At 70.5% G+C, this 19,056-nt stretch carries 24 protein-coding genes and 1 pseudogene; 16 read left to right on the top strand and 9 right to left on the bottom strand.

Going from position 1 to position 19,056, the window contains the following annotated elements:
• The first annotated feature begins 3 nt into the window (after window positions 1-3).
• From ABZ707_RS19870 to ABZ707_RS19850, 5 genes are read left to right on the top strand one after another with little or no spacing between them, the layout of a single operon-like run.
• Complete coding sequence (locus ABZ707_RS19870; protein ID WP_360176264.1) at window positions 4-1,068, top strand: SRPBCC family protein; 1,065 nt, start codon at window positions 4-6, stop codon at window positions 1,066-1,068.
• Window positions 1,065-1,478 (top strand): gas vesicle protein, encoded by a 414-nt coding sequence (locus ABZ707_RS19865; RefSeq protein ID WP_360176261.1) that lies wholly within the window; start codon window positions 1,065-1,067, stop codon window positions 1,476-1,478. The genes ABZ707_RS19870 and ABZ707_RS19865 overlap by 4 nt, the downstream gene beginning before the upstream one ends.
• A complete protein-coding gene (locus tag ABZ707_RS19860; protein WP_360176259.1) occupies window positions 1,475-2,287 on the top strand; it encodes a GvpL/GvpF family gas vesicle protein in 813 nt (270 codons plus the stop codon). Before ABZ707_RS19865 ends, ABZ707_RS19860 begins: the two co-directional genes overlap by 4 nt.
• A 3-nt stretch (window positions 2,288-2,290) precedes the next feature.
• Window positions 2,291-2,521: a gas vesicle protein gene (locus ABZ707_RS19855; protein ID WP_360176256.1), complete on the top strand. Its 231-nt coding sequence runs from the start codon at window positions 2,291-2,293 to the stop codon at window positions 2,519-2,521.
• Window positions 2,518-2,796, top strand: a complete 279-nt coding sequence (locus ABZ707_RS19850; RefSeq protein WP_360176253.1) for a gas vesicle protein K — start codon at window positions 2,518-2,520, stop codon at window positions 2,794-2,796. Before ABZ707_RS19855 ends, ABZ707_RS19850 begins: the two co-directional genes overlap by 4 nt.
• 241 nt (window positions 2,797-3,037) lie before the next feature.
• Here ABZ707_RS19850 and ABZ707_RS19845 read toward each other — a convergent pair.
• A pseudogene (locus ABZ707_RS19845) lies at window positions 3,038-3,085 on the bottom strand (hypothetical protein); the annotation flags it as partial.
• A 669-nt stretch (window positions 3,086-3,754) separates the two neighbouring features.
• Between ABZ707_RS19845 and ABZ707_RS19840 the strand changes: the two are divergent.
• On the top strand, window positions 3,755-4,462 hold the full coding sequence (locus ABZ707_RS19840) for a GntR family transcriptional regulator (RefSeq protein WP_360176250.1): 708 nt from the start codon (window positions 3,755-3,757) through the stop codon (window positions 4,460-4,462).
• Between the two features lie 44 nt (window positions 4,463-4,506).
• Here ABZ707_RS19840 and ABZ707_RS19835 read toward each other — a convergent pair whose 3' ends face one another.
• Window positions 4,507-6,207 (bottom strand): bifunctional 3'-5' exonuclease/DNA polymerase, encoded by a 1,701-nt coding sequence (locus tag ABZ707_RS19835; RefSeq protein WP_360176247.1) that lies wholly within the window; start codon window positions 6,205-6,207, stop codon window positions 4,507-4,509.
• A gap of 137 nt (window positions 6,208-6,344) precedes the next feature.
• Between ABZ707_RS19835 and ABZ707_RS19830 the strand changes: the two genes are divergently transcribed.
• The gene (locus ABZ707_RS19830) at window positions 6,345-6,827 is read left to right on the top strand and encodes an ATP-binding protein (protein ID WP_360176244.1); all 483 of its coding nucleotides are present in this window, start codon (window positions 6,345-6,347) and stop codon (window positions 6,825-6,827) included.
• 25 nt (window positions 6,828-6,852) lie between these two features.
• Here ABZ707_RS19830 and ABZ707_RS19825 read toward each other — a convergent pair whose 3' ends face one another.
• Window positions 6,853-7,419: a sugar O-acetyltransferase gene (locus tag ABZ707_RS19825; protein ID WP_360176241.1), complete on the bottom strand. Its 567-nt coding sequence runs from the start codon at window positions 7,417-7,419 to the stop codon at window positions 6,853-6,855.
• A gap of 268 nt (window positions 7,420-7,687) precedes the next feature.
• On the opposite strand from ABZ707_RS19825, the gene ABZ707_RS19820 reads away from it, so the two are divergent.
• A complete protein-coding gene (locus tag ABZ707_RS19820; RefSeq protein WP_360176238.1) occupies window positions 7,688-8,893 on the top strand; it encodes a DUF2786 domain-containing protein in 1,206 nt (401 codons plus the stop codon).
• Between the two features lie 46 nt (window positions 8,894-8,939).
• Here ABZ707_RS19820 and ABZ707_RS19815 read toward each other — a convergent pair whose 3' ends face one another.
• Genes ABZ707_RS19815 through rpmB form a run of 3 tightly spaced genes read right to left on the bottom strand, consistent with a single transcriptional unit; the run spans window position 8,940 to window position 10,011 of the window.
• The gene (locus tag ABZ707_RS19815) at window positions 8,940-9,431 is read right to left on the bottom strand and encodes a hypothetical protein (RefSeq protein WP_360176235.1); all 492 of its coding nucleotides are present in this window, start codon (window positions 9,429-9,431) and stop codon (window positions 8,940-8,942) included.
• A gap of 38 nt (window positions 9,432-9,469) precedes the next feature.
• On the bottom strand, window positions 9,470-9,775 hold the full coding sequence (gene rpsN / locus ABZ707_RS19810; RefSeq protein ID WP_360176232.1) for a 30S ribosomal protein S14: 306 nt from the start codon (window positions 9,773-9,775) through the stop codon (window positions 9,470-9,472).
• A complete protein-coding gene (rpmB, locus tag ABZ707_RS19805) occupies window positions 9,775-10,011 on the bottom strand; it encodes a 50S ribosomal protein L28 (RefSeq protein ID WP_360176229.1) in 237 nt (78 codons plus the stop codon). Before rpmB ends, rpsN begins: the two co-directional genes overlap by 1 nt.
• 52 nt (window positions 10,012-10,063) lie before the next feature.
• Here rpmB and rpmG point away from each other — a divergent pair, with 52 nt between their 5' ends.
• The 5 genes from rpmG (at window position 10,064) to ABZ707_RS19780 (ending at window position 12,630) form a co-directional block, all read left to right on the top strand.
• Window positions 10,064-10,228 carry a 50S ribosomal protein L33 gene (gene rpmG / locus ABZ707_RS19800; RefSeq protein ID WP_360176226.1) on the top strand — a complete coding sequence of 55 codons (165 nt, stop codon included), beginning with the start codon at window positions 10,064-10,066 and terminating at the stop codon, window positions 10,226-10,228.
• Window positions 10,229-10,337: 109 nt separating this feature from the next.
• Entirely contained in the window at window positions 10,338-10,595 is a 258-nt protein-coding gene (locus tag ABZ707_RS19795) for a type B 50S ribosomal protein L31 (protein ID WP_360176223.1), read from the top strand.
• Window positions 10,595-11,782 carry a GTP-binding protein gene (locus tag ABZ707_RS19790; protein ID WP_360176220.1) on the top strand — a complete coding sequence of 396 codons (1,188 nt, stop codon included), beginning with the start codon at window positions 10,595-10,597 and terminating at the stop codon, window positions 11,780-11,782. The genes ABZ707_RS19795 and ABZ707_RS19790 overlap by 1 nt, the downstream gene beginning before the upstream one ends.
• Window positions 11,782-12,024: a 30S ribosomal protein S18 gene (rpsR, locus tag ABZ707_RS19785; RefSeq protein WP_360176217.1), complete on the top strand. Its 243-nt coding sequence runs from the start codon at window positions 11,782-11,784 to the stop codon at window positions 12,022-12,024. Before ABZ707_RS19790 ends, rpsR begins: the two co-directional genes overlap by 1 nt.
• Before the next feature lie 363 nt (window positions 12,025-12,387).
• A complete protein-coding gene (locus ABZ707_RS19780; protein ID WP_360176214.1) occupies window positions 12,388-12,630 on the top strand; it encodes a DUF397 domain-containing protein in 243 nt (80 codons plus the stop codon).
• A 208-nt stretch (window positions 12,631-12,838) separates the two neighbouring features.
• On the opposite strand, the gene ABZ707_RS19775 is transcribed toward ABZ707_RS19780, so the two are convergent.
• Window positions 12,839-13,333 carry an ATP-binding protein gene (locus tag ABZ707_RS19775; RefSeq protein WP_360176210.1) on the bottom strand — a complete coding sequence of 165 codons (495 nt, stop codon included), beginning with the start codon at window positions 13,331-13,333 and terminating at the stop codon, window positions 12,839-12,841.
• 315 nt (window positions 13,334-13,648) lie between these two features.
• On the opposite strand from ABZ707_RS19775, the gene ABZ707_RS19770 reads away from it, so the two are divergent.
• The 3 genes from ABZ707_RS19770 (at window position 13,649) to ABZ707_RS19760 (ending at window position 16,799) form a co-directional block, all read left to right on the top strand.
• A complete protein-coding gene (locus ABZ707_RS19770) occupies window positions 13,649-14,530 on the top strand; it encodes a helix-turn-helix transcriptional regulator (protein WP_319679741.1) in 882 nt (293 codons plus the stop codon).
• A gap of 54 nt (window positions 14,531-14,584) precedes the next feature.
• A complete protein-coding gene (locus ABZ707_RS19765) occupies window positions 14,585-16,051 on the top strand; it encodes an aldehyde dehydrogenase family protein (RefSeq protein WP_360176207.1) in 1,467 nt (488 codons plus the stop codon).
• Between the two features lie 106 nt (window positions 16,052-16,157).
• Window positions 16,158-16,799: a PadR family transcriptional regulator gene (locus tag ABZ707_RS19760; RefSeq protein WP_360176204.1), complete on the top strand. Its 642-nt coding sequence runs from the start codon at window positions 16,158-16,160 to the stop codon at window positions 16,797-16,799.
• Between the two features lie 43 nt (window positions 16,800-16,842).
• Here the strand turns inward: ABZ707_RS19760 and ABZ707_RS19755 are convergent, their stop codons facing one another.
• A complete protein-coding gene (locus ABZ707_RS19755; protein WP_360176201.1) occupies window positions 16,843-18,291 on the bottom strand; it encodes a glutamate decarboxylase in 1,449 nt (482 codons plus the stop codon).
• Between the two features lie 203 nt (window positions 18,292-18,494).
• A complete protein-coding gene (locus tag ABZ707_RS19750; protein ID WP_360176198.1) occupies window positions 18,495-18,860 on the bottom strand; it encodes a YbjQ family protein in 366 nt (121 codons plus the stop codon).
• Window positions 18,861-19,056 lie beyond the last annotated feature (196 nt).

The following is a 19,056-nucleotide window of genomic DNA, read 5'->3' as shown; positions in this document are numbered from 1 at the left end:
GTCATGGCAGGGAAAGAACAGGACACCGCCGACGCTCCTGAATCGGGCGTCGGCCGGCTGCGCGAGGAACTCACCCACTACCTCAGCGCGCAGGTGGAACGTCTGGCCGGGAAGGCCGGCGACAAACTGACCGATGTCACCGGGCATCTCACCGGCATCGCGGAGAACGGCGGACAACTGCCCGCGATCGGCGCCCGCGTCCTCAAGGGCGAGTCGCCCATGAAGGCTTTCTTCTCCGAGAAGGCGAAGGGCATCAAGGACAACGTCGTGGACAAGGTCAAGGGCGTCTTCGGGAAGGGCAAGAGCGGACGCAAGGGCGGCGACACCAAGGTCACGAACATCATCGAGGTCCTCGATGTGGGTCTGCCGCTGCGCACCGTGTACGACCACTGGACGCAGTACGACAAGTTCAGCAGCTTCACCAAGGGCGTGCGCAACGTGTCGCAGAGCGACGAGATGACGAGCGACTGGAAGGCCAAGGTCGGCCCGTCGACTCGTGGCTTCAAGGCGACCGTTCAGGAACAGGTGCCGGACGAACGCATCGTATGGACCTCGGAAGGTGCCAAGGGCACGACGCGAGGGGCCGTCAGCTTCCACGAACTCGGACCGACGCTGACCCGCATCGTCCTGGTGGTCGAGTACTACCCGTCCGGATTCTTCGAGAAGACCGGCAACCTGTGGCGAGCCCAGGGCCGCCGGCTGCGCCTGGACTTCAAGCACTTCCAGCGGCACGTCACGCTCACCAACGAGGAGCCGGAGGCGTGGCGCGGAGAGATCCGCGACGGCGAGGTCGTCCGTACCCACGAGGAGGCGATGGAGGAGGAAGAGGCGGCGCAGGAGGAGGAAGAGGGCTACGAGGCCGAAGACGGCGCCGAGGACGCCGAGGACGCGTACTCCGAAGAGGAGGACGGCGAGGAGGCTGAAGACGCCGAAGACGCCGAGGACGCCGAAGACGGCGAGTGGGAGTACGAGGACGAAGAGGAGGACGGCGAGGAGGCCGAGGACGGCGAGGAAGCTGAAGACGCCGAAGACGCCGAGGACGCCGAAGAGGAGCGAGTGGCCAAGTGACCGATGTCGACTTCAGACGGGACGGCACGTTCGTTCCCGGCCCGAGCACCACCAACCTCGCCGACATCCTCGAACGCGTCCTCGACAAGGGCATCGTGATCGCCGGTGACATCAAGATCGACCTGCTCGACATCGAGCTGCTGACGATCCGGCTGCGGCTGTTCGTGGCGTCCGTGGACACCGCCAAGAAGGCCGGTATCGACTGGTGGGAGACGGACCCGGCCCTCAGCTCCCGGGCCGCGCGCAGCGCCCTGGAGGACGAGAACCATCGGCTGCGCGAGCGCCTGGACGCCCTCGAATCCGGGTCCGGCCCCGAATCCGCTCCTGACGGCACGGAGGCTTCGCGCTCCGGCGAGGACACGGAGCCGGCTCCGCGCCGGGCCCGGACAAAGGAGAGACAAGGGGCATGAGCACGCTCGACTCCGATCCGCCCGGCGCCCCGGACACCATCGCCACCTATGTGTTCGCCGTGTGCCGCGAGCTCGATCCGGCCGTCCTGACGGCCCTGCCCGGTCTCACCGGAAACACGCCCGTGCGCGCTCTGCGCTTCGGGCCGCTCACGGCCGTCGTCCAGCATGTCGAGGCCGCACTCTTCACCGCGGAAGCCTGGCAGGAACGCCTGTCGGACGAGTACGAGCTGGAGCGCTGCGCGCGGGCGCATCACCAGGTGGTGTCCGCGGCCGCCGCCTGCGGGCCGACGGTGCCGCTCGCGCTGGCCACTCTCTACCGTGGTGACGAACGGGCCGGCCAGGCACTTCAGGAGGACGCCGACCGTTTCCACACCGCTCTGCGGCGTATCGAGGGACGCGTCGAGTGGGGAGTGAAGGTGTACGCGGCGACGGCGCCCCCCGCGCCTGCCGCACCACCACTCGCGCCGGCGGGCGGCAGCGGGCCCGGTCCTGGCGCGGGCCGCGCCTATCTGGACCGTAAACGAGGTCTTCAGCGACGGCGCGAACACCAGCACGACGAGGCGCTTCGTACCGCCGACACCGTCGACACGGCGCTGCGCGCGCTGGCCGCGGCGTCCCGGCGGCTGCGCACCCATGGCCAGGAATCGACGGGGGCCCGGGGCGCGCAGGTGCTCAACGCCGCCTATCTGGTCGCCGCGGACCGGACCGAAGAGATCACCGGTGCGGTGCGCTCCCTGCGCCGGCTGACCGGGGCGCACATCGAGATGTCAGGACCGTGGGTGCCCTACTCCTTCGCGGGCGAGGTGTGAGCGATGACAGCACACGAGACAGTTCCGTGGGACTCACCGGAGCCGCTGGCCGGTCCCATCGGAGTGCCCCTGGTCGATCTTCTCGACCGGGTGCTGGGGACCGGTGTGGTGGTGAGTGGTGATCTTGTCATCGCGATCGCCGAGGTGCCCCTGGTACGGCTGTCGCTGCACGCGCTGCTGTCCTCGGTCAACGAACGCGTCCCGGCTCCCTGGGCGGACGGGGGCCCGCTGTGACCGGCACACGATTCGATGTGGACCGCGATCAGACGGGCCGGGACCTTGTCGCGCTGGTCCTGACGGTGGTGGAGCTGCTGCGCCAGCTCATGGAGCGGCAGGCGATCCGCCGCATCGACCAGGGCGACCTCACGGACGACCAGGTGGACCGGATCGGTACGACGCTGATGCTGCTGGACGAGCGGATGAGTGAACTCTGCGAACAGCATGGGCTCACCGCCGAAGACCTCAATCTTGATCTCGGCCCGCTGGGCACACTGCTGCCCCGCGACTGACGCACGGCGCGACGGACGCGCGGTACCCGCGCGGTACCAGGACGGCGGCGCGTCTCAGGCGACGCGCAGGTCCGCGATGGCCGCCTCGTCCCACTCGATGCCCAGCCCGGCGCTCTCCGGCGGCACCACGCAGCCGTCCCTGATCACCAGCGCGCTGCGGGTGATGGCTCCGAGCCCGCGGAAGGTATTCGGCGAAGTGCCCCACGCTGTAGACCGATTCGCCCACGGCGACGGGCACGGTGGTGGACCGCGCGAGCCGGGTGTGGCCGGCGACGTCCTCGGCCGGCAGCGGCTCCTCGAACCAGGCGATGTCGAGCGGCTCGCGCGCCGAGCAGGATCAGGCTGGTGACCAGGCCCTGTTCGGTCGAGGACAGGCCGAAACGCTCGGTCGCGAAGGGCAGCGCCGTGGCGATGGCGCCGGAGTCGTAGCCGTAGAGCAGTCCGGCCATGCCGCCGAGCACGGCGACGGCCTTGACGAACCGGGGGAGGGGCGGAGGCGCGGCGGCCGGTTCCCCGGCGGCCGGACGCGCCGGGGTGCTGGTGGGCAGGGCGGGGTCGGCCATGGCACGCCTCCAGGACAGCCGGATTTTCCTATAGGAAATCTGAGACGTCTGGAGGTTAGTCATGCTCCCCGGTCGACCGTCAAGCGGTCGGAGCCATGGTTTTTCCGAATCCCCACGCTCGGCTGGGCCATGACGGCGGGGGAGGAGATTCTTAGATTTCTGGTTTTCCTATAGGTTTTCACGGTGGAAGCTGGCGGGCCCCTGCTGGGAGCCGGTCCCCGGGCGGGCCCAGGAGGCCGGTGGGCGCCGATAGGGCAGGTCCGTGTCAGGGAGCGGGGCGGGGCACCGGGTGCCCGTATCCGGCCAGACCCGTTGATAACGGCCCTATAGAATGCGGGGCAACGGCTCGCGAATTCCGGACCGGCCGGACCGGACGGGTCAGAGGAGGCCGGACGTTGTCGGACACCCCTGCCGATCAGCTCGGAAGCCCGTACGACGGCGGCGTCCCGAAGCCGCCTCGGCAGGTCCTGGCCGACAGCGTGTACGAGGCCATCAAGGCGATGGTCATGGACCATGAGATCCAGCCGGGCGCCCGGGTCGGTATCGAGGCCCTCGCCCGCACGCTCGATGTGTCACCGACTCCGGTACGGGAGGCGCTGGCCCGGCTGGAGTCCGAAGATCTGGTCACCAAGCGCTCGCTGGCGGGCTACCGGGCCACCGAACTGCTCACGCCCCAGGGACTTGAAGAGCTCTTCGAGATGCGGCTGCTGCTGGAACCGCGAGCGGCGGCCCTGGCCGCGGCCAACGCGGACGAGGCGCAGCTCGACCGCATCGAGAGCTTTGTCGAGGAGATGCGGGAGCGCCCCGGATCCGGCGAAACGTATGTCCTGTACAGCGAGTTCGCCGCCACCGACCAGCGGTTCCACGAAGCGATCACCGCAGCGGCCGGCCGGCCGCTGCTCGCGGAGGCGGTCAGCCGTCTCCACTCCCATCTGCACATCTTCCGGCTGAGCAGCCTCCCGAGCGCCGGCCCTCTCACGCTCGCCGAACACGACCGCATTCTCCGGGCCATCCTGCGCCGCAACGCGGATCGGGCCGCCGAGGCGATGACGGAACACCTGCGGCGCAGCCTGGAGCGCCAGCGCAACCGGCCTGAGGAATGAGTCCCGCCCGGTCACCCCGAAGGTGACCCGGCGGGCCGGCGTCCTCACTTCGCGTCGGAATACCGCTCGACCGTGGCCGTGGTGAAGGGGAACCGCACCGGTGTCTCCCCGAAGGCGATCCGGCCGGCCAGCTCCCCGGCGGCGCGGATCGCCTCGGCCACCTCCTCGGCCTCCTCCTCCGGGCAGTGCACGATCACCTCGTCGTGCTGGAAGAAGACCAGCTCCGCCCGCATCCCGGAGGTCGCCCGCCGCAGGGCGGCCAGCATCAGCAGCGCCCAGTCGGCCGCGCTGCCCTGGACAACGAAGTTCCGGGTGAAGCGGCCCCGGGCCCGGCCGTTGGACGACGCGTAACCCGGCGTGAACTCGCCGCCGGTGGCGGGTCCGTCCGGTCCCTCCGCCGTCTCCTGCGGAAGCCCGGCCTCGTCGTCGTCCTCCGCCCCGGCCGCGCGGGGGCTGGTCCGCCCCAGCCAGGTCCGTACGAGCCGTCCCTCCTCGCCCGCCCGGGCCGCCTCGTCCACATACGCCACGGCCCGGGGGAACCTGCGGCGCAGCGCCGCCAGATTCTTCAGCCCGTCACCGGAGGTCTGACCGTAGATCGCGCCCAGCAGCGCGACCTTCGCGTGGTCGCGGTCGCCGGAGAACGCCCGGTCGGACAGCGCGGTGTAGAGATCGCCGTCGTGCCCGGCGACCTCCATCAGCCCCGGGTCGCGGGAGATCGCGGCCAGCACCCGGGGCTCCATCTGATCGGCGTCCGCCACCACCAGCCGCCAGCCCTCGTCGGCGACGACCGCCCGGCGGATCACCCGGGGGATCTGCAGGGCGCCGCCGCCATTGGTCGTCCACCGGCCCGAGACCGTGCCTCCCGGCAGATACTCGGGCCGGAAGCGCCCCTCCCGCACCCAGTCCTGAAGCCAGCTCCAGCCGTGCGCCGTCCAGATCCGGTACAGCTTCTTGTACGCGATCAGCGGCTTCACGGCCGGGTGGTCGATCTCCGCCAGCTCCCAGCGCCGGGTCGATCTCACCTTGATGCCGGCCCCCGCGAACGCCTTCACGACATCCGCCGGCAGATCGGGCCGCACCCGCCGCCCGAACGCCTCCGACACCGCGTCCGCCAGCTCTGCCAGCCGCCGTGGCTCGCCACCGCCCGCGTAGCGCTCTCCGAGCAACTCGCCCAGCACCTCCCGGTGGACGTCCGCCCGCCACGGCAGCCCCGCCCGGTGCATCTCGGCGGCCACCAGCATCCCCGCCGACTCGGACGCGGTGAGCAGCCGCATCCGGCCGGGGTGCTCGGCCGCCGTATGCCGTCGCTGCTGCTCCGCGTACACCTCCAGCAGCCCCTCGAACGGCACCTCCGTCCCCGCGTGCGGCTCGAACAGCGAGGACTGCGAGCCCGGCACCGCCGATCGCTGCGGCGGATCGGGCGGCACAGGGCCGTGCCGCAGCCGGGCCAGGGCCGCGGCGGCCGACCGCGGCTCGCCCAGCCGTCCCTCATGGCCGAGCAGCAGCAGCTCCGCCGCCTCGATGTCGTAACACCGCTCGATCCGCACCCCCGCCGAGAGCAGCCGGGGATACATCTCGGCGGTGGAGCGCCACACCCAGCGCACGACGTCCGGCAGCCGCGCCCGGACCGCCTCGACCAGATCGGGCTCCTTCAGGACCGGCCCCGAGGGCGCCCCGTCCGGGCGCAGCGGAGCCAGCAGCGCACCGGCGCCCTCCGCGGGGGCCAGAGCCCATCGTTCGGTCATGATGGCGAGTGTCGCAGGGGAGTCTGACAACGGCCGGGCGGATCCGGCACGGCCGGGGGACGGCGGTGTGGCACAACAGGGCTCCTCTCGGGCACCATGGGTTGCTTTCAGTGACCTACTGATACCTGAGAGTAACGATGCTCACTGACCATGGACGTGCGCACGATGTCGACGCCCTGGGCCGGGCCTGGCTCCCGCTCACCCGTGTCCCGCTCCCGCACAAGCCGGAGGCGGCCCCGAGAGCGCGCGGCCACGTCCGCGAGGTCCTCGCCGCCCTGGGGGTGGAGGGCGACCTGGCCGCCTCCGTCGAGCTGGTGGTCAGCGAGCTGGTCACCAACGCGGTGCGGCACGGCGTATGCCTCTGCGGCTGCACCCGTGGCGCGGTGTCCCTGGCCCTGATGGGGACGGGCGGCCGGCTGCGGGTCGAGGTGGCGGACCCGTCCCGTACGCCGCCGAGATGGCCGACGGGGGTGGAGTCGGTCGACGCGGAGACGGAGGAGGGGCGCGGGCTGCTGCTGGTCACGAGCCTCGCGGCGGACTGGGGAGACCACGCGCGGCGGCCGCGGGGAAAAGTGGTGTGGTGCGAATTCACGGTCCCGGCCGCTGACCGCCTCGGCTGAGGGCCGCGCACCGGGCCGGCCCCGCTCAGTCCGTCAGCGTCCGGATCACCCGGGCGGGATTTCCCACCGCCAGGACGCCCGCCGGAAGGTCCCTCGTCACCACCGAGCCCGCGCCGACCACCGTGTTCTCGCCGATGGTCACCCCCGGGCAGACGATCACCCCGCCGCCCAGCCAGACGTTGTCCCCGATCGTCACGGGCGCGGCCTTCTCCCAGCCGGCGCGGCGGCGCTCGGTGTCGAGTTCATGGAGCGGGGTGAGGAGCTGGACGTTCGGGCCGATCTGCACATCGGAACCGATGGTGATCGGCGCCGAGTCGAGGAAGACCGCGTTGAAGTTGACGAACGTTCGGTCCCCGATGCTGATGTAGCTGCCGAAGTCGCACTGGAACGGCGGCCTGACGCGGACGTCCTCGCCCACCGAGCCGAGCAGCTCCGCGAGGATCCCGGACCGCTCGGCCGGGGCGGCGCCGCCGTGCGCGTTGTACGCGGCGCAGAGCGAGAAGCGGCGTTCGGTGTCCGCGGCCAGTTCCTCGTCGTCGGCGATGTACCACTCGCCGGCCAGCATGCGCTCCTTGTTTCCGTTTTCGCCCATGGACGTCCTCTCCTCCGCGCCGGGGCAGCCACGGTAGTCGGGCATCCTCCCCTGTGGACAGAATCCCGCTCGCCCAGGCAGAGCGGGAGTTCGATATCCACAGGCTGTGGACGACTGATTCCCGTGTGCGACCGCCGGGACCGCCCGGCCGGACCTGGGATCATCGGACGCGTGACAGGGAGTACGTCTCAGGAGGCACGCGCATGTATGTGCGGCGCACACAGCCCGCAGAGCCCACCCGGCCCGCGCAGCACACGGCGGTCGCGGCATGACTGACGCGAGCGGCGCCGACCCCGGTTCCCGCACCGTCGAGCGGGCTCTCGCGGCCGTACTGTCCACGGAAGCGGACGGGATCGACCTCGGCGCCTCCCTGCTCGCCGCCGATCCGGCCGCCGACGCCGCGCTGCGGCGGCGCGGCGAGCAGCTCATACGTCTGGCCTGGGAGCGGGGCTGGCAGCCCGCCGATGTCGTCCGGCTCGTCCGCCGTGACCTCGGCGTCCCGCATGTGCGGCTGGTGGCCGAGCTGATAACGGCGGAGGCGCGCCGGTACGAGCGGCTCGCCCCGCGCTGGGCCGCCCAGCTCGCGGAGCTGGCCGCCGAGCCGGAGCCACGGTCCGGACCGGCCGGGACCGACCGTTTCTCGGCCGCGACCACCGTGCTGGAGCTGTATGTCCTGCTGATCCGGCTGCCCGCGCTCGAGCCGGTGGGGCCGGTGCCGGGCACGCCCGTGCATCTGCCTCCGGTCGACGGCGAACCGCGCATGCTCAGCCGGATCCGCGCGCTGCTCGCCAAGGCGGAGGGGACCGGTTATCCGCAGGAGGCGGAGGCGCTCACGGCCAAGGCGCAGGAGTTGATGGCGCGGCACAGCATCGACGAGGCCCTGCTCGCCGACCGCACGCACCGGGGCGATGTGCCCGGCGCGTGCCGGATCGGCGTGGACGCTCCGTACGAGACCGCGAAGGCGATCCTGCTGGACGCCGTCGCCTCCGCGAACCGCTGCCGCGCGGTGTGGAACAGCGCGTACGGATTCTCGACGGTCATCGGCTTCGAACCGGACCTGGAGGCGGTCGAGCTGCTCCACACCTCCCTGCTGGTGCAGGGCACGGCGGCGATGACCAGGGCGGAGGCCGGCCAGCGCGCGGGCGGCCGCAAGCGGACGAAGACCTTCCGGCAGTCGTTCCTGATGGCCTACGCCCACCGGATCGGTGAGCGCCTGGCCACGGCGGCGGAACAGGCGACCGGGCGGATGGCGGCGGACGGGGCCAGCGGCGGTCTGCTGCCGGTGCTCGCCGCGAGGGACGTGGCGGTGGCCGACCGCACGGACCGGATGTTCCCCGAGACGGTGGCGACCCGGGTGCGGGGCGTGACGGACGCCGAGGGGTGGCGGCACGGCGTCTCGGCGGCGGACTCGGCGCGGGTGCCGGGCGGTCCGGCCGCCGGTGACCGCCGCGGCCGGATCCGCCCCGCGGGCTGACGGGACCGGGCCGCCGGGAGGACGGCGCGCCGGTCCCGGCCCGCGCTCAGAGCGAGGGGACGCTGGTCGGCAGCCCGCCCGGCAGCTTGCCGTCCACGGTCTTCGTCAGGGTGTCCTTCCTGCCGGAGCCCCAGGAGATCACCAGGGTCTTGCCGTCGTTGGACTCGATCGTGCCCATCGCGCGGTCGGCGTTTCCGTCGGCGCATGTGAGGGAGAGCATGGGCTCGCCCATGTCCTCCACCGAGCCCTGGCAGACATGCTGGTCCGCGACGAGCGCGACCTTGCCGTCCTTGACCGACAGCGCGACGGCCTTGCCGTCGGTCAGCGCGGCCCATGTCCCGTCGATGGCGCCGCTCGCGGCGTCCCCGCCGGAACCGGCGCCGGAGTCCGGGGCACCGGTCGTGGCCCCGCCCGAGGCGGCGTCGCCACCCGGTGCCTTGCCCGAGCCGTCACCGCTGTCGCCGGCGCCGCAGCCGGTCAGTGCGAGCGCGGCGACCAGCCCGGCCGCGGTGACGGTGGTCCGTACCAGCCTGCGCACGTTCGAGTCCCCCTGTCGGTTGCCGGAGCAGCGCCAAGCTACCAGGAGGACTTGCGCACCCCGGGAAGGAATCCGGCGTGCGCCTGCTCACGCAGCCGGACCCTGGACAGCCCGAATTTCCTGAGATGCCCGCGCGGACGGCCGTCCACGCTGTCCCTGTTCCGTATCCGGGTGGCGCTCGCGTCGCGCGGCTGGCGCCCCAGCTCCCGCCGCGCCGCGGTCCGCTGGTCCTCCGGAGTGTCCGGGCGTCGCAGGAGCTCCTTCAGTTCGGCCCGCCGCGCCGCGTACCGCTCGACGACCTCCTTGCGCCGCTCATTGCGGGCGATCTTGCTCTTCTTCGCCATCAGACCCTCACCCCGCGAGCACGGATGCGGGCGAGGGCGGCCTCGATGCCGATGGTGTCGATGGTCTTGACCGCTTTGGCGCTGAGCGTGAGGCGGACATGCCTGCCCTCGCTCGGCACCCAGTAGCGCTTGCGCTGGATGTTCGGGTCGAAGCGGCGGGACGTGCGCCGGTGGGAGTGGGAGATCCGGTTGCCGAAGCCGGGTCTGGCGCCGGTCAGTTGGCAGTGAGCGGACATGGATGGGCACCCTTCACTTTGGTAATGGAAATCATTTCCATATACTAGCCCCATGGCTCGCAATGAACTACGCCCGATCGTCAAGCTCCGGTCCACGGCGGGGACCGGCTACACGTATGTGACCCGCAAGAACCGCCGGAACGACCCCGACCGCATGACCCTGCGCAAGTACGACCCGGTCGCGCGCCGGCATGTCGACTTCCGCGAAGAACGCTGACCGGCCCGGCGCACCCGCCGGCACCGAGAACAACCGAGACAACCGAGCACAACCGAGCACAACCGAGCACAACCGAGACAGACGAACAAAGAGGACCAGGAGGACCGAGATGAAGCCCGGAATCCACCCCGCGTACCGGCCCGTCGTCTTCCGCGACAGGGCCGCCGACTTCGCGTTCCTGACGCGTTCGACGGCCACCAGCGAGAAGACGGTCGAGTGGGAGGACGGCGCCACCTATCCCGTGGTCGACGTGGAGATCTCCTCGGCGAGCCACCCCTTCTACACGGGCACCGCCCGCGTCCTGGACACCGCCGGCCGCGTGGAGCGCTTCGAGCGCCGCTACGGCCGCCGGCCCGAGGCCCGTTGATGGCCGGCGCGGACGATCCGTACGACCCGGCAGAGCCGTACGCCACGCGCGGCGGACTGCCCGTCGCGATCGTCGGCGGGCTGCACTCCGAGGCCCGCGAGGCGACCGTGCGGCGCCTGCTCGCCACCGTGCCCGGCAGCGTCGCGCTCCACCACGACCTGTCGACGGCGGAGCGCGGCACCGTCGTACGCACGGTCCGCGACGCCACCGAAGTGCTCAGCCACGGCGAGGCGCCGCTGGTCAACGACTGTGCCTGCTGCGCGCTGCGCGAAGACCTGGTGCCCGAGCTGGAGCGGCTCGCGGACGACGGACTGACCCGGCTCGCGATCGTCGAGCTGTGGGACTCCGTCGAGCCGAGGGGGATGGCCGAGGTCGTCGCCGCGTACGGCGAGCGGCTGACCGTCACATCGGTGCTGACCGCGGTCGACCCGGCCCTCACGCTGGCGTATCTCGGCAACGGCGACGACCTCGCGGACGCCGGGCTCGCCGCCGCCGCGTCCGACCGGCGGACGATCGCCGACACCTGGGCGCGGCAACTGGAGTACGCGTCGGTCCTCGCCGTGGCCGACAGCCCGCTCGCGGACGACGAGGACCGCGCGCTGCTGGCCCAACTGCACCCGACGGCGCGGCAGGTGCCGATCGACGGCGCCGCGGAGCTGGCCGCCGCCGCGCTCGCCGGCTTCGACGTGGAGGCCGCGGCCGCGCGGCAGCATCCGGCCTGCGCGCTGCTGCCCCAGGAGGCCGACGCATGCGGAGTCGGTACGTATGTCTGGCACCGCGCCCGCCCCTTCCACCCGGAGCGGCTCTACCGCGCGCTGGAGGATCTGACCTGCTCGGCGGCGCGCAGCCGCGGTCGTTTCTGGCTCGCCGACCGGCCCGACACCCTGCTGGCCTGGGACGCGGCGGGCGGCGCCCTCTGTGTGGAGGGCGCGGGCCCCTGGCTGGCGTCGCTGCCGGACGCCGACTGGGAGACGGTCCCGCCGCTGCGCCGGGCCGCCGCCGCCCTGGACTGGCATCCCGAGCACGGCGACCGCTGCCAGCACCTGGTCTTCATCTCGCCGGGCCTCGACCGTGAGGGGATCGAACGGCTCCTCGACTCCTGCCTGCTGACCGATGCCGAGTACGCCGGGGGCCGCGCGGCCTGGAAGCGTCTGCCGCCCGCCTTCGACTCCCTTCTGGAGGTCTGATGTCCGCCCGCCGTGAGGACCGCAAGCCGCCCGCCGCCCGTGCCAATCCGCTGGACCGCGCGGGTATCACCTATATCGACTACAAGGACACCGATCTGCTGCGGAAGTTCATCTCGGACCGCGGCAAGATACGCAGCCGCCGGGTGACGCGTGTGAGCGTGCGGCAGCAGCGGCGGCTGGCGCGCGCGATAAAGAACGCCCGCGAGATGGCTCTGCTGCCGTATCGCTCGGCGCCGCGCTGACCGCCGGGCGTTACGGCGGGCCGCGCCCCGACAGCCAGAAGACTCCCCCCGCGTGACGGACGGGAGTCTTCTGGCTGTCGGCGTACGCGCGGCGGGGCCCGGCGGGAGAAACGGACAAGGCGGGTTGTGTACGGGCCCGGATGCCGGGGACACGACCATTGCCTGGACACTGGAGCCAAAAGACCGCGGAATGCGTCTCTCTTTAGGCACGGGGGGATCCAAGCCGGGACATTCAGCCGGTCCGAGTGTCTGTAACCAAGGGAACACCCCGCGTGCACGTGCATCTGCTCATGCATTGGCACATGAACACAGCTATGATCCGGGAAAGTTGACACCTGCACCTTGCAACTCGGGGAGCGACCTGTGCACCACGTGTACAACGGCATAACGGCCACAGAGCTTCACGGAGTTGTCTGGCAGAAGAGCAGGCACAGCAACTCCCAGGGGTCCTGTGTGGAGTTCGCCAAACTGCCGGGCGGGGAGGTGGCGGTGCGGAATTCACGCCACCCCGACGGCCCTGCTCTCGTCTACACCACGGCCGAGATCGAAGCCATGCTGCTGGGCGTCAAGGACGGGGAGTTCGACCATCTGACGGCGGGCGGCTGAGCGCGCTCCCACCGGACGGCCGGTGTCGGGCGGACCGCGCGCGGACCTAGGGCGGCGGAGTGGCGTCAATCTGCCGCCCCGGTGCTTTTTCTCGGTGTGCGGCCCTGTGGAGCGTACAGTTCACGCCGATTTTTACGAGATCATGGCTGAATGGACGCGCGCTGTTCGAGGCCCCGGACGCTCGCGCGGGGCCTCGAAGCGGCCGGAATCAGTCACCTTGCAATTGGAACAGCGCCCAGACCACCTTGCCGGACAGTGCCCCCGTCAAGGGGTGCCAGCCCCAGGTGTCACTGAAGGAATCCACCAGGAACAGCCCCCGGCCGGACTCCGCCGCGCAGTCCTCGTCCGTCTGGCGCGTCATCGGGCCCGAGTGGCTGGGGTCCCGTACCGCGCAGATCAGCCGGGACGTCCACCGCATCAGATGCAGCCGTACCGGATGCTCCTGCGGCTCGCGCGGAGTGTCGGCCGGCAGGGCGTGCCGCAGCGCGTTGGTCACAAGCTCGGAGACGACCAGCGCGACATCGTCGAAGCGGTCGTTCAGCTCCCACTGACCCAGTGTGGTCCTGGTGAACTGTCGTGCCCCACGCACCGCCTCGTAGCGGGCCGGCAGCGCGCACGACGCCGAACTGGCGGCGCCCGCGGCGTCGATGGGGGGAAGCCCCTGCCTTAACGGCTCGAGCATGGTCGATCCATTCGTCCCCATGCGAGGCACTCCCAGGATTCGCGGCCGTAGCGATACTGCGATGGTCCAGCGTCACAACACGTCAATCACGATCGAGCACGCGGGTGCGCGGGGACCATGGTTCCGAATGCGTAGGGCAGATGCAAGGGCAGATGCACGTGCACGCGCCCGGACTGCACCGTCCTGGGTGCTTCTTTCGCATTTCTCCCTGTGACCAGTTTCGCTCCCTCCGCAAAGCCTTCTTATTTCCGTAATCGAATGAGTACGGGCTGAAGCGTTTTGGTGGCAGAATCCGGCACTTGGGGCTCGGGGGTGCTCCTGGGAGAACCACATGCGATGGGGAGGGTTGGAGACGTGACCGCAGCCGAATCGGGCGGTTCCGTGGTGCGGCGCATCCTGCTGGGCTCACAGCTGAGGCGACTGCGCGAGACGCGCGGCATCACACGCGAGGCCGCCGGCTACTCGATCCGCGCATCCGAGTCCAAGATCAGCCGTATGGAGTTGGGACGGGTGAGCTTCAAGGCCAGAGACATCGAGGACCTGCTGACCCTCTACGGTGTCGCCGACGAGGGCGAGCGCGGGGCCCTTCTCGGCCTCGCCCGGGAGGCCAATGTCGCGGGTTGGTGGCACAGCTACGGCGATGTGCTGCCCGGCTGGTTCCAGACCTATATCGGTCTCGAAGGCGCCGCCTCGTTGATTCGTATCTATGAGGTGCAGTTCGTGCACGGTCTGTTGCAGACCGAGGCGTACGCGCACGCGGTGGTCACCCGGGGGATTCCGGACGCGCCCCAGGCCGAGGTGGACCGCCGGGTCGCGCTCCGTCTGGAGCGGCAGAAGGTCCTCGTGTCCGAGCGGGCGCCCCGCTTCCACGCCATCCTCGACGAGGCGGCGCTGCGCCGGCCGTACGGCGACCGCTCCGTGATGCAGGGCCAGTTGAAGCATTTGATCGAGATCTCGGAACAGCCGAACATCACGCTTCAGGTGATGCCGTTCAGTTTCGGAGGGCACGCGGGCGAGAGCGGAGCGTTCACCATGCTCCGCTTCCCGGAGTCGGATCTCTCCGATGTCGTTTATCTGGAGCAGCTCACCAGCGCGCTCTATCTCGACAAGCGCGAAGAGGTCGCCCAGTACGAACGGGTGATGGAGCGACTACAAGGAGACAGCCCGGGTTCCGAGGAGAGCCGAGATGTGCTCCGCGGCCTGCTCCAACTTATCTGAGGCATCAGTACGATGAATTCGCATCAGGAGTTTGCACCTGCAGTAAGGGATCGCATGTCCTACTTCACCGACCTGGCCCATCAGTACATCGACGGCGAGTGGCGGACCGGCAGCGGCTCGTGGGACATCATCGACTTCAATCCCTACAACGGGGAGAAGCTCGCCGCCATCACGATCGCCACCGTCGAAGAGGTCGACGAGGCGTATCGCGCGGCGGAGCGTGCGCAGCGGGCCTGGGCCGAGACCAATCCGTATGTCCGCAGGCTCGTCTTCGAGCGGGTGCTCAGGCTGATCGACGAGCGCAAGGAAGACATCGTCGAGGCGATCGTCGACGAACTGGGCGGTACGCGGCTCAAGGCGCTGTACGAGGTCCACGCCGCGCAGGACTTCCTGCGTGAGGCCATACAGCTCGCGCTGCGTCCCGAGGGCCGGATTCTGCCGTCCGCGGTCGACGGCAGGGAGAACCGGGTCTACCGGCTTCCGGTCGGTGTCATCGGAGTCATCACCCCCTTCAACTACCCCTTCCTGGTGACGATCAAGGCGGTGGCGCCGGCGCTGGCCCTCGGCAACGCCGTGGTGGTCAAGCCCAATCAGAACGCGCCCGTCGTCGGCGGCGGGCTCATAGCCAAGCTCTTCGAGGACGCGGAGCTGCCGGCCGGGCTGCTCAACGTCCTGGTGACGGACATAGCGGAGATCGGCGACGCGCTGATCGAGCATCCCGTCCCCAAGGTGATCTCGTTCGCCGGCTCCGACCGGGTGGGCCGCCATGTCGGCGCGGTCGCGGGCGGCAACTTCAAGCGGGCGATACTCGAACTCAGCGGCAACAGCGCGCTGGTGGTCCTCGACGACCTCGACGAGGCGGGTATCGACTACGCGGTGGACGCGGCGGTGGTCAGCCGGTTCATCTATCAGGGGCAGGTCTGTATGGCCGCCAACCGGATCCTGGTGGACCGCAGTGTCGAGCGGGAGTTCACCGAGAAGTTCGTGGCCAAGGTGGCGGCGCTCAGGACCGGCGACCCGCGTGACCCGGAGACCCAGATCGGCCCGGTCATCAACACGTTCCAGGCCGACGCGCTGACGGCGCTGGTGGACCAGGCGCTCGCGGAGGGCGCGACGGCGCTGGTACGGGGGCGCACGCGCGGCAATCTCGTGGAGCCGACGGTGCTCACGGGGCTGCCCGAGACCTCTCCGCTGATGCACCAGGAGATCTTCGGGCCGGTGGTCCTGCTGATTCCGTTCGACGGTGAGGAAGAGGCGGTACGGCTCGCGAACGACACCCCGTACGGGCTGAGCGGGGCCGTGCACACCTCGAACGTGGAGCGGGGCGTGCGGTTCGCCAGGCGGATCGTCACCGGCATGATGCACGTCAACGACTCGACCGTGCAGGACGAGCCGCTGGTGGCGTTCGGCGGCGAGAAGTTCTCGGGGCTCGGGCGGATCAACGGGGACTCGACGGTGGAGGCCTTCACGACCCAGAAGTGGATCTCGGTGCAGCACGGCCGCACGGAGTTCCGCTTCTGAGCGGTACGTCCCTGGCGCACCGGGGGTGAGGCGGGGGCGCCGCGCCAGAGCACGGAGAGGCGAGAGGCCCGGGGGCCGTGACCGGGACAGCCCTTAGCCTGGGGGAATGTCAGCGATCCGTTTGCTCGTGCTCGGGGCGGTCCGACGGCACGGGCGGGCCCACGGCTACCAGGTCCGCAACGACCTGGAGTACTGGGGCGCCCATGAGTGGTCCAACGCGAAGCCCGGCTCGATCTACCACGCGCTGAAGCAGATGGCGAAGCAGGGCGTGCTGCTGGCGCACGAGGTCGCGCCGAGCACGGCGGGCGGGCCGCCGAGGACCGAGTACGAGGTCACCGACGCGGGCCGCGAGGAGTACTTCAGGCTGCTGCGTGAGTCGCTGACGTCGTACGACCAGAAGATGGACGTGCTGTCGGCGGGGATCGGCTTCGTCGTCGATCTGCCGCGTTCCGAGGCCGTCGAGCTGCTCGGCGAGCGGGTGCGCGCGATCGAGGCGTGGCGGGCCTCGGTCACCGAGCACTATGTGCCCGAGGAAGGGCCGGAGCAGCTCGGGCACATCGGCGAGATCATGAATCTGTGGGTCCATTCCGCGGACGCCGGGGCGGCGTGGACGCGGGGCCTGATCAAGCGCATCGAGGGTGGCGCGTACACCTTCGCCGGGGAGGGCGAGACCTTTGCGGGTGTGCTCGCCGAGGGCGAGGAGAACCCGTACGCGACCGGGATCCCCCATGAAGGGGATCACCACTGATCACGCCTGCCCCCGCAGGGCGGAGCCCCGGGCGGGGGCCCGTTCAGTGGTGGAAGGCGGTGGCGACGGACTTGTCCCGGTTCAGCGGGCGCGGCTGGCGGCGCAGTTCCGGCAGCAGCCGGCTCAGATCGGCCACCAGCAGATCGGCCAGGTCGGCGGAGAAGCCGTTGCGGCAGACCACCCGGAGGACGGTGAGGTCCTCGCGGTTGGCGGGGAAGGCGTAGGCGGGCACCAGCCAGCCGTGCTCGCGCAGCCGCCGGGAGACGTCGAAGACGTCGTAGTTCCGCACGCCGGGCGCGGTGGTGAAGGCGAACACGGGCAGTTCGCCGCCCCGGGTGATGAGCCGGAAGTCGCCCAGGTCCTCGATCCGCGCGGCAAGCTTCCCCGCGATGTCCCGGGCCGTCTGCTGGACGGCCCGGAAGCCGTCCCGGCCGAGCCTCAGAAAGGTGTAGTACTGCGCGACGACCTGTGCGCCCGGCCGGGAGAAGTTCAGCGCGAAGGTGGGCAGATCACCGCCCAGGTAGTTCACACGGAAGACGAGCTCCTCGGGGAGCTCGGCCTGCGAGCGCCACAGCGCCCAGCCGACGCCCGGATAGACCAGCCCGTACTTGTGCCCGGAGGTGTTGATGGAGGAGACGCGCGGCAGCCGGAAGTCCCAGAGCAGATCCTCGTCGAGGAACGGCGCGATCATGGCGCCGGAGGCCCCGTCGACATGGACGGGGATGTCGAGGCCCGTGCGCTCCTGGAGCGCGTCCAGCGCCGCGCACAGCTCCGCGACCGGTTCGTACGAGCCGTCGAAGGTGGAGCCCAGCACGGCCACGACCCCGATGGTGTTCTCGTCGCAGAGGCCGGCGGCGGCCTCCGGGTCGAGGTGGAAGCGGTCGCCCTCCATGGGCAGTTGACGCGCCTCGACCTCCCAGAAGGCGCAGAACTTCTCCCAGCACACCTGGACATTGACACCCATGACGAGATTGGGCCGGGCGCTCGCCGGATAGCGGGACGCGTTGCGCTTGCTCCAGCGGCGCTTGAGCGCCATTCCGGCGAGCATGCAGGCTTCGCTGGAGCCGGTCGTCGAACAGCCCACGGCCGCCGCCGGGTCGGGAGCTTTCCAGAGGTCGGCGAGCATCGCCACACAGCGCCGCTCCAGTTCGGCGGTGCGCGGATACTCGTCCTTGTCGATCATGTTCTTGTCCCAGCACTCCGACATCAGCCGCTCGGCCTGGGGCTCCATCCAGGTGCTCACGAACGTGGCGAGGTTGAGCCGGGCGTTGCCGTCGAGCATCAGCTCGTCATGGACGAGCTGATATGCCGTGGCGGGCGGCATGGGGCCGTCGGGAAGCCGGTGCGTGGGCGGGGCGGAAGCCATCCCGCTGACCGGATCGGCCTCCCCGAAGAAGGGGTTGAGCGACAGTCTGAGCCGCTCGGCGCGCTCGCTCTCGGACTCTTCGGCGGAGCCGCTCGCGGCGCGGTACCCGCCTCGGTGAAGTGACATCGGCTTCCCGTCCTCGCTCCGTGTCCGACGCTGGCCACGCTGACGAGGCTGACGATACGGACAAATGGGGTGATCGGCTCGCCGGGTGCGTGGGGTGTGTGCCGTTCGGCTCACGGCGGCGCCGCCGCAGTAGGGCCGGACCGGGTGAGCGGTCCGGCGCCGGGCCGGGGGTGGTCGCGCCGGGGGTGGTCGGGCCGGGCCCGCTATGGCTCGTTGATCACGACGGCCGTGCCGTACGCGCACACCTCCGTGCCCGCGTCGGACGCCTCGGTCACGTCGAAGCGCATCATCAGCACGGCGTTGGCACCGCGCGAGCGTGCCTGCTCGACCAGACGTTCCATCGCTTGATTGCGGCTCTCCACGAGGGTCTTCGTGGCGCCCTTGAGCTCACCCCCGATCATCGACTTGAGTCCGGCGCCGAGCTGGCCGCCCCGATGCCGTGACCGGAGGCTGAGGCCGAAGACCTGACCGATGACCTTCAGCACCTGATGGCCGGGAACGTCATTGGTGGTGACGACCAGAACGTCGGACCAGGACCGCTGTCCGCCGCCGTACTCCTCGATGCCCATGTGCGTCCGCCTTCCCCGGGGACCGGTGCCCTCCGGGGGCCGGACGGCCGCCCGAAGCCTGGTGACGCAAAGCTTTGTACCGGTATGCGTAGAGCCCATGTCGAAGGGACGGGTGGAACCTGGAGCGGCGGCCGGGCGTTGATAGCTTGTGGGCGGCCGACCACGCCGAATCGACGATCGACCGACTATCGACACA

This window comes from Streptomyces sp. NPDC006923, from assembly GCF_040635655.1.
In the GTDB taxonomy this organism is placed as follows: Bacteria; Actinomycetota; Actinomycetes; order Streptomycetales; family Streptomycetaceae; genus Streptomyces.
The sequence above is the reverse complement of the archived record's forward strand: the minus strand, read 5'-3'. Positions and strand labels throughout refer to the sequence as shown.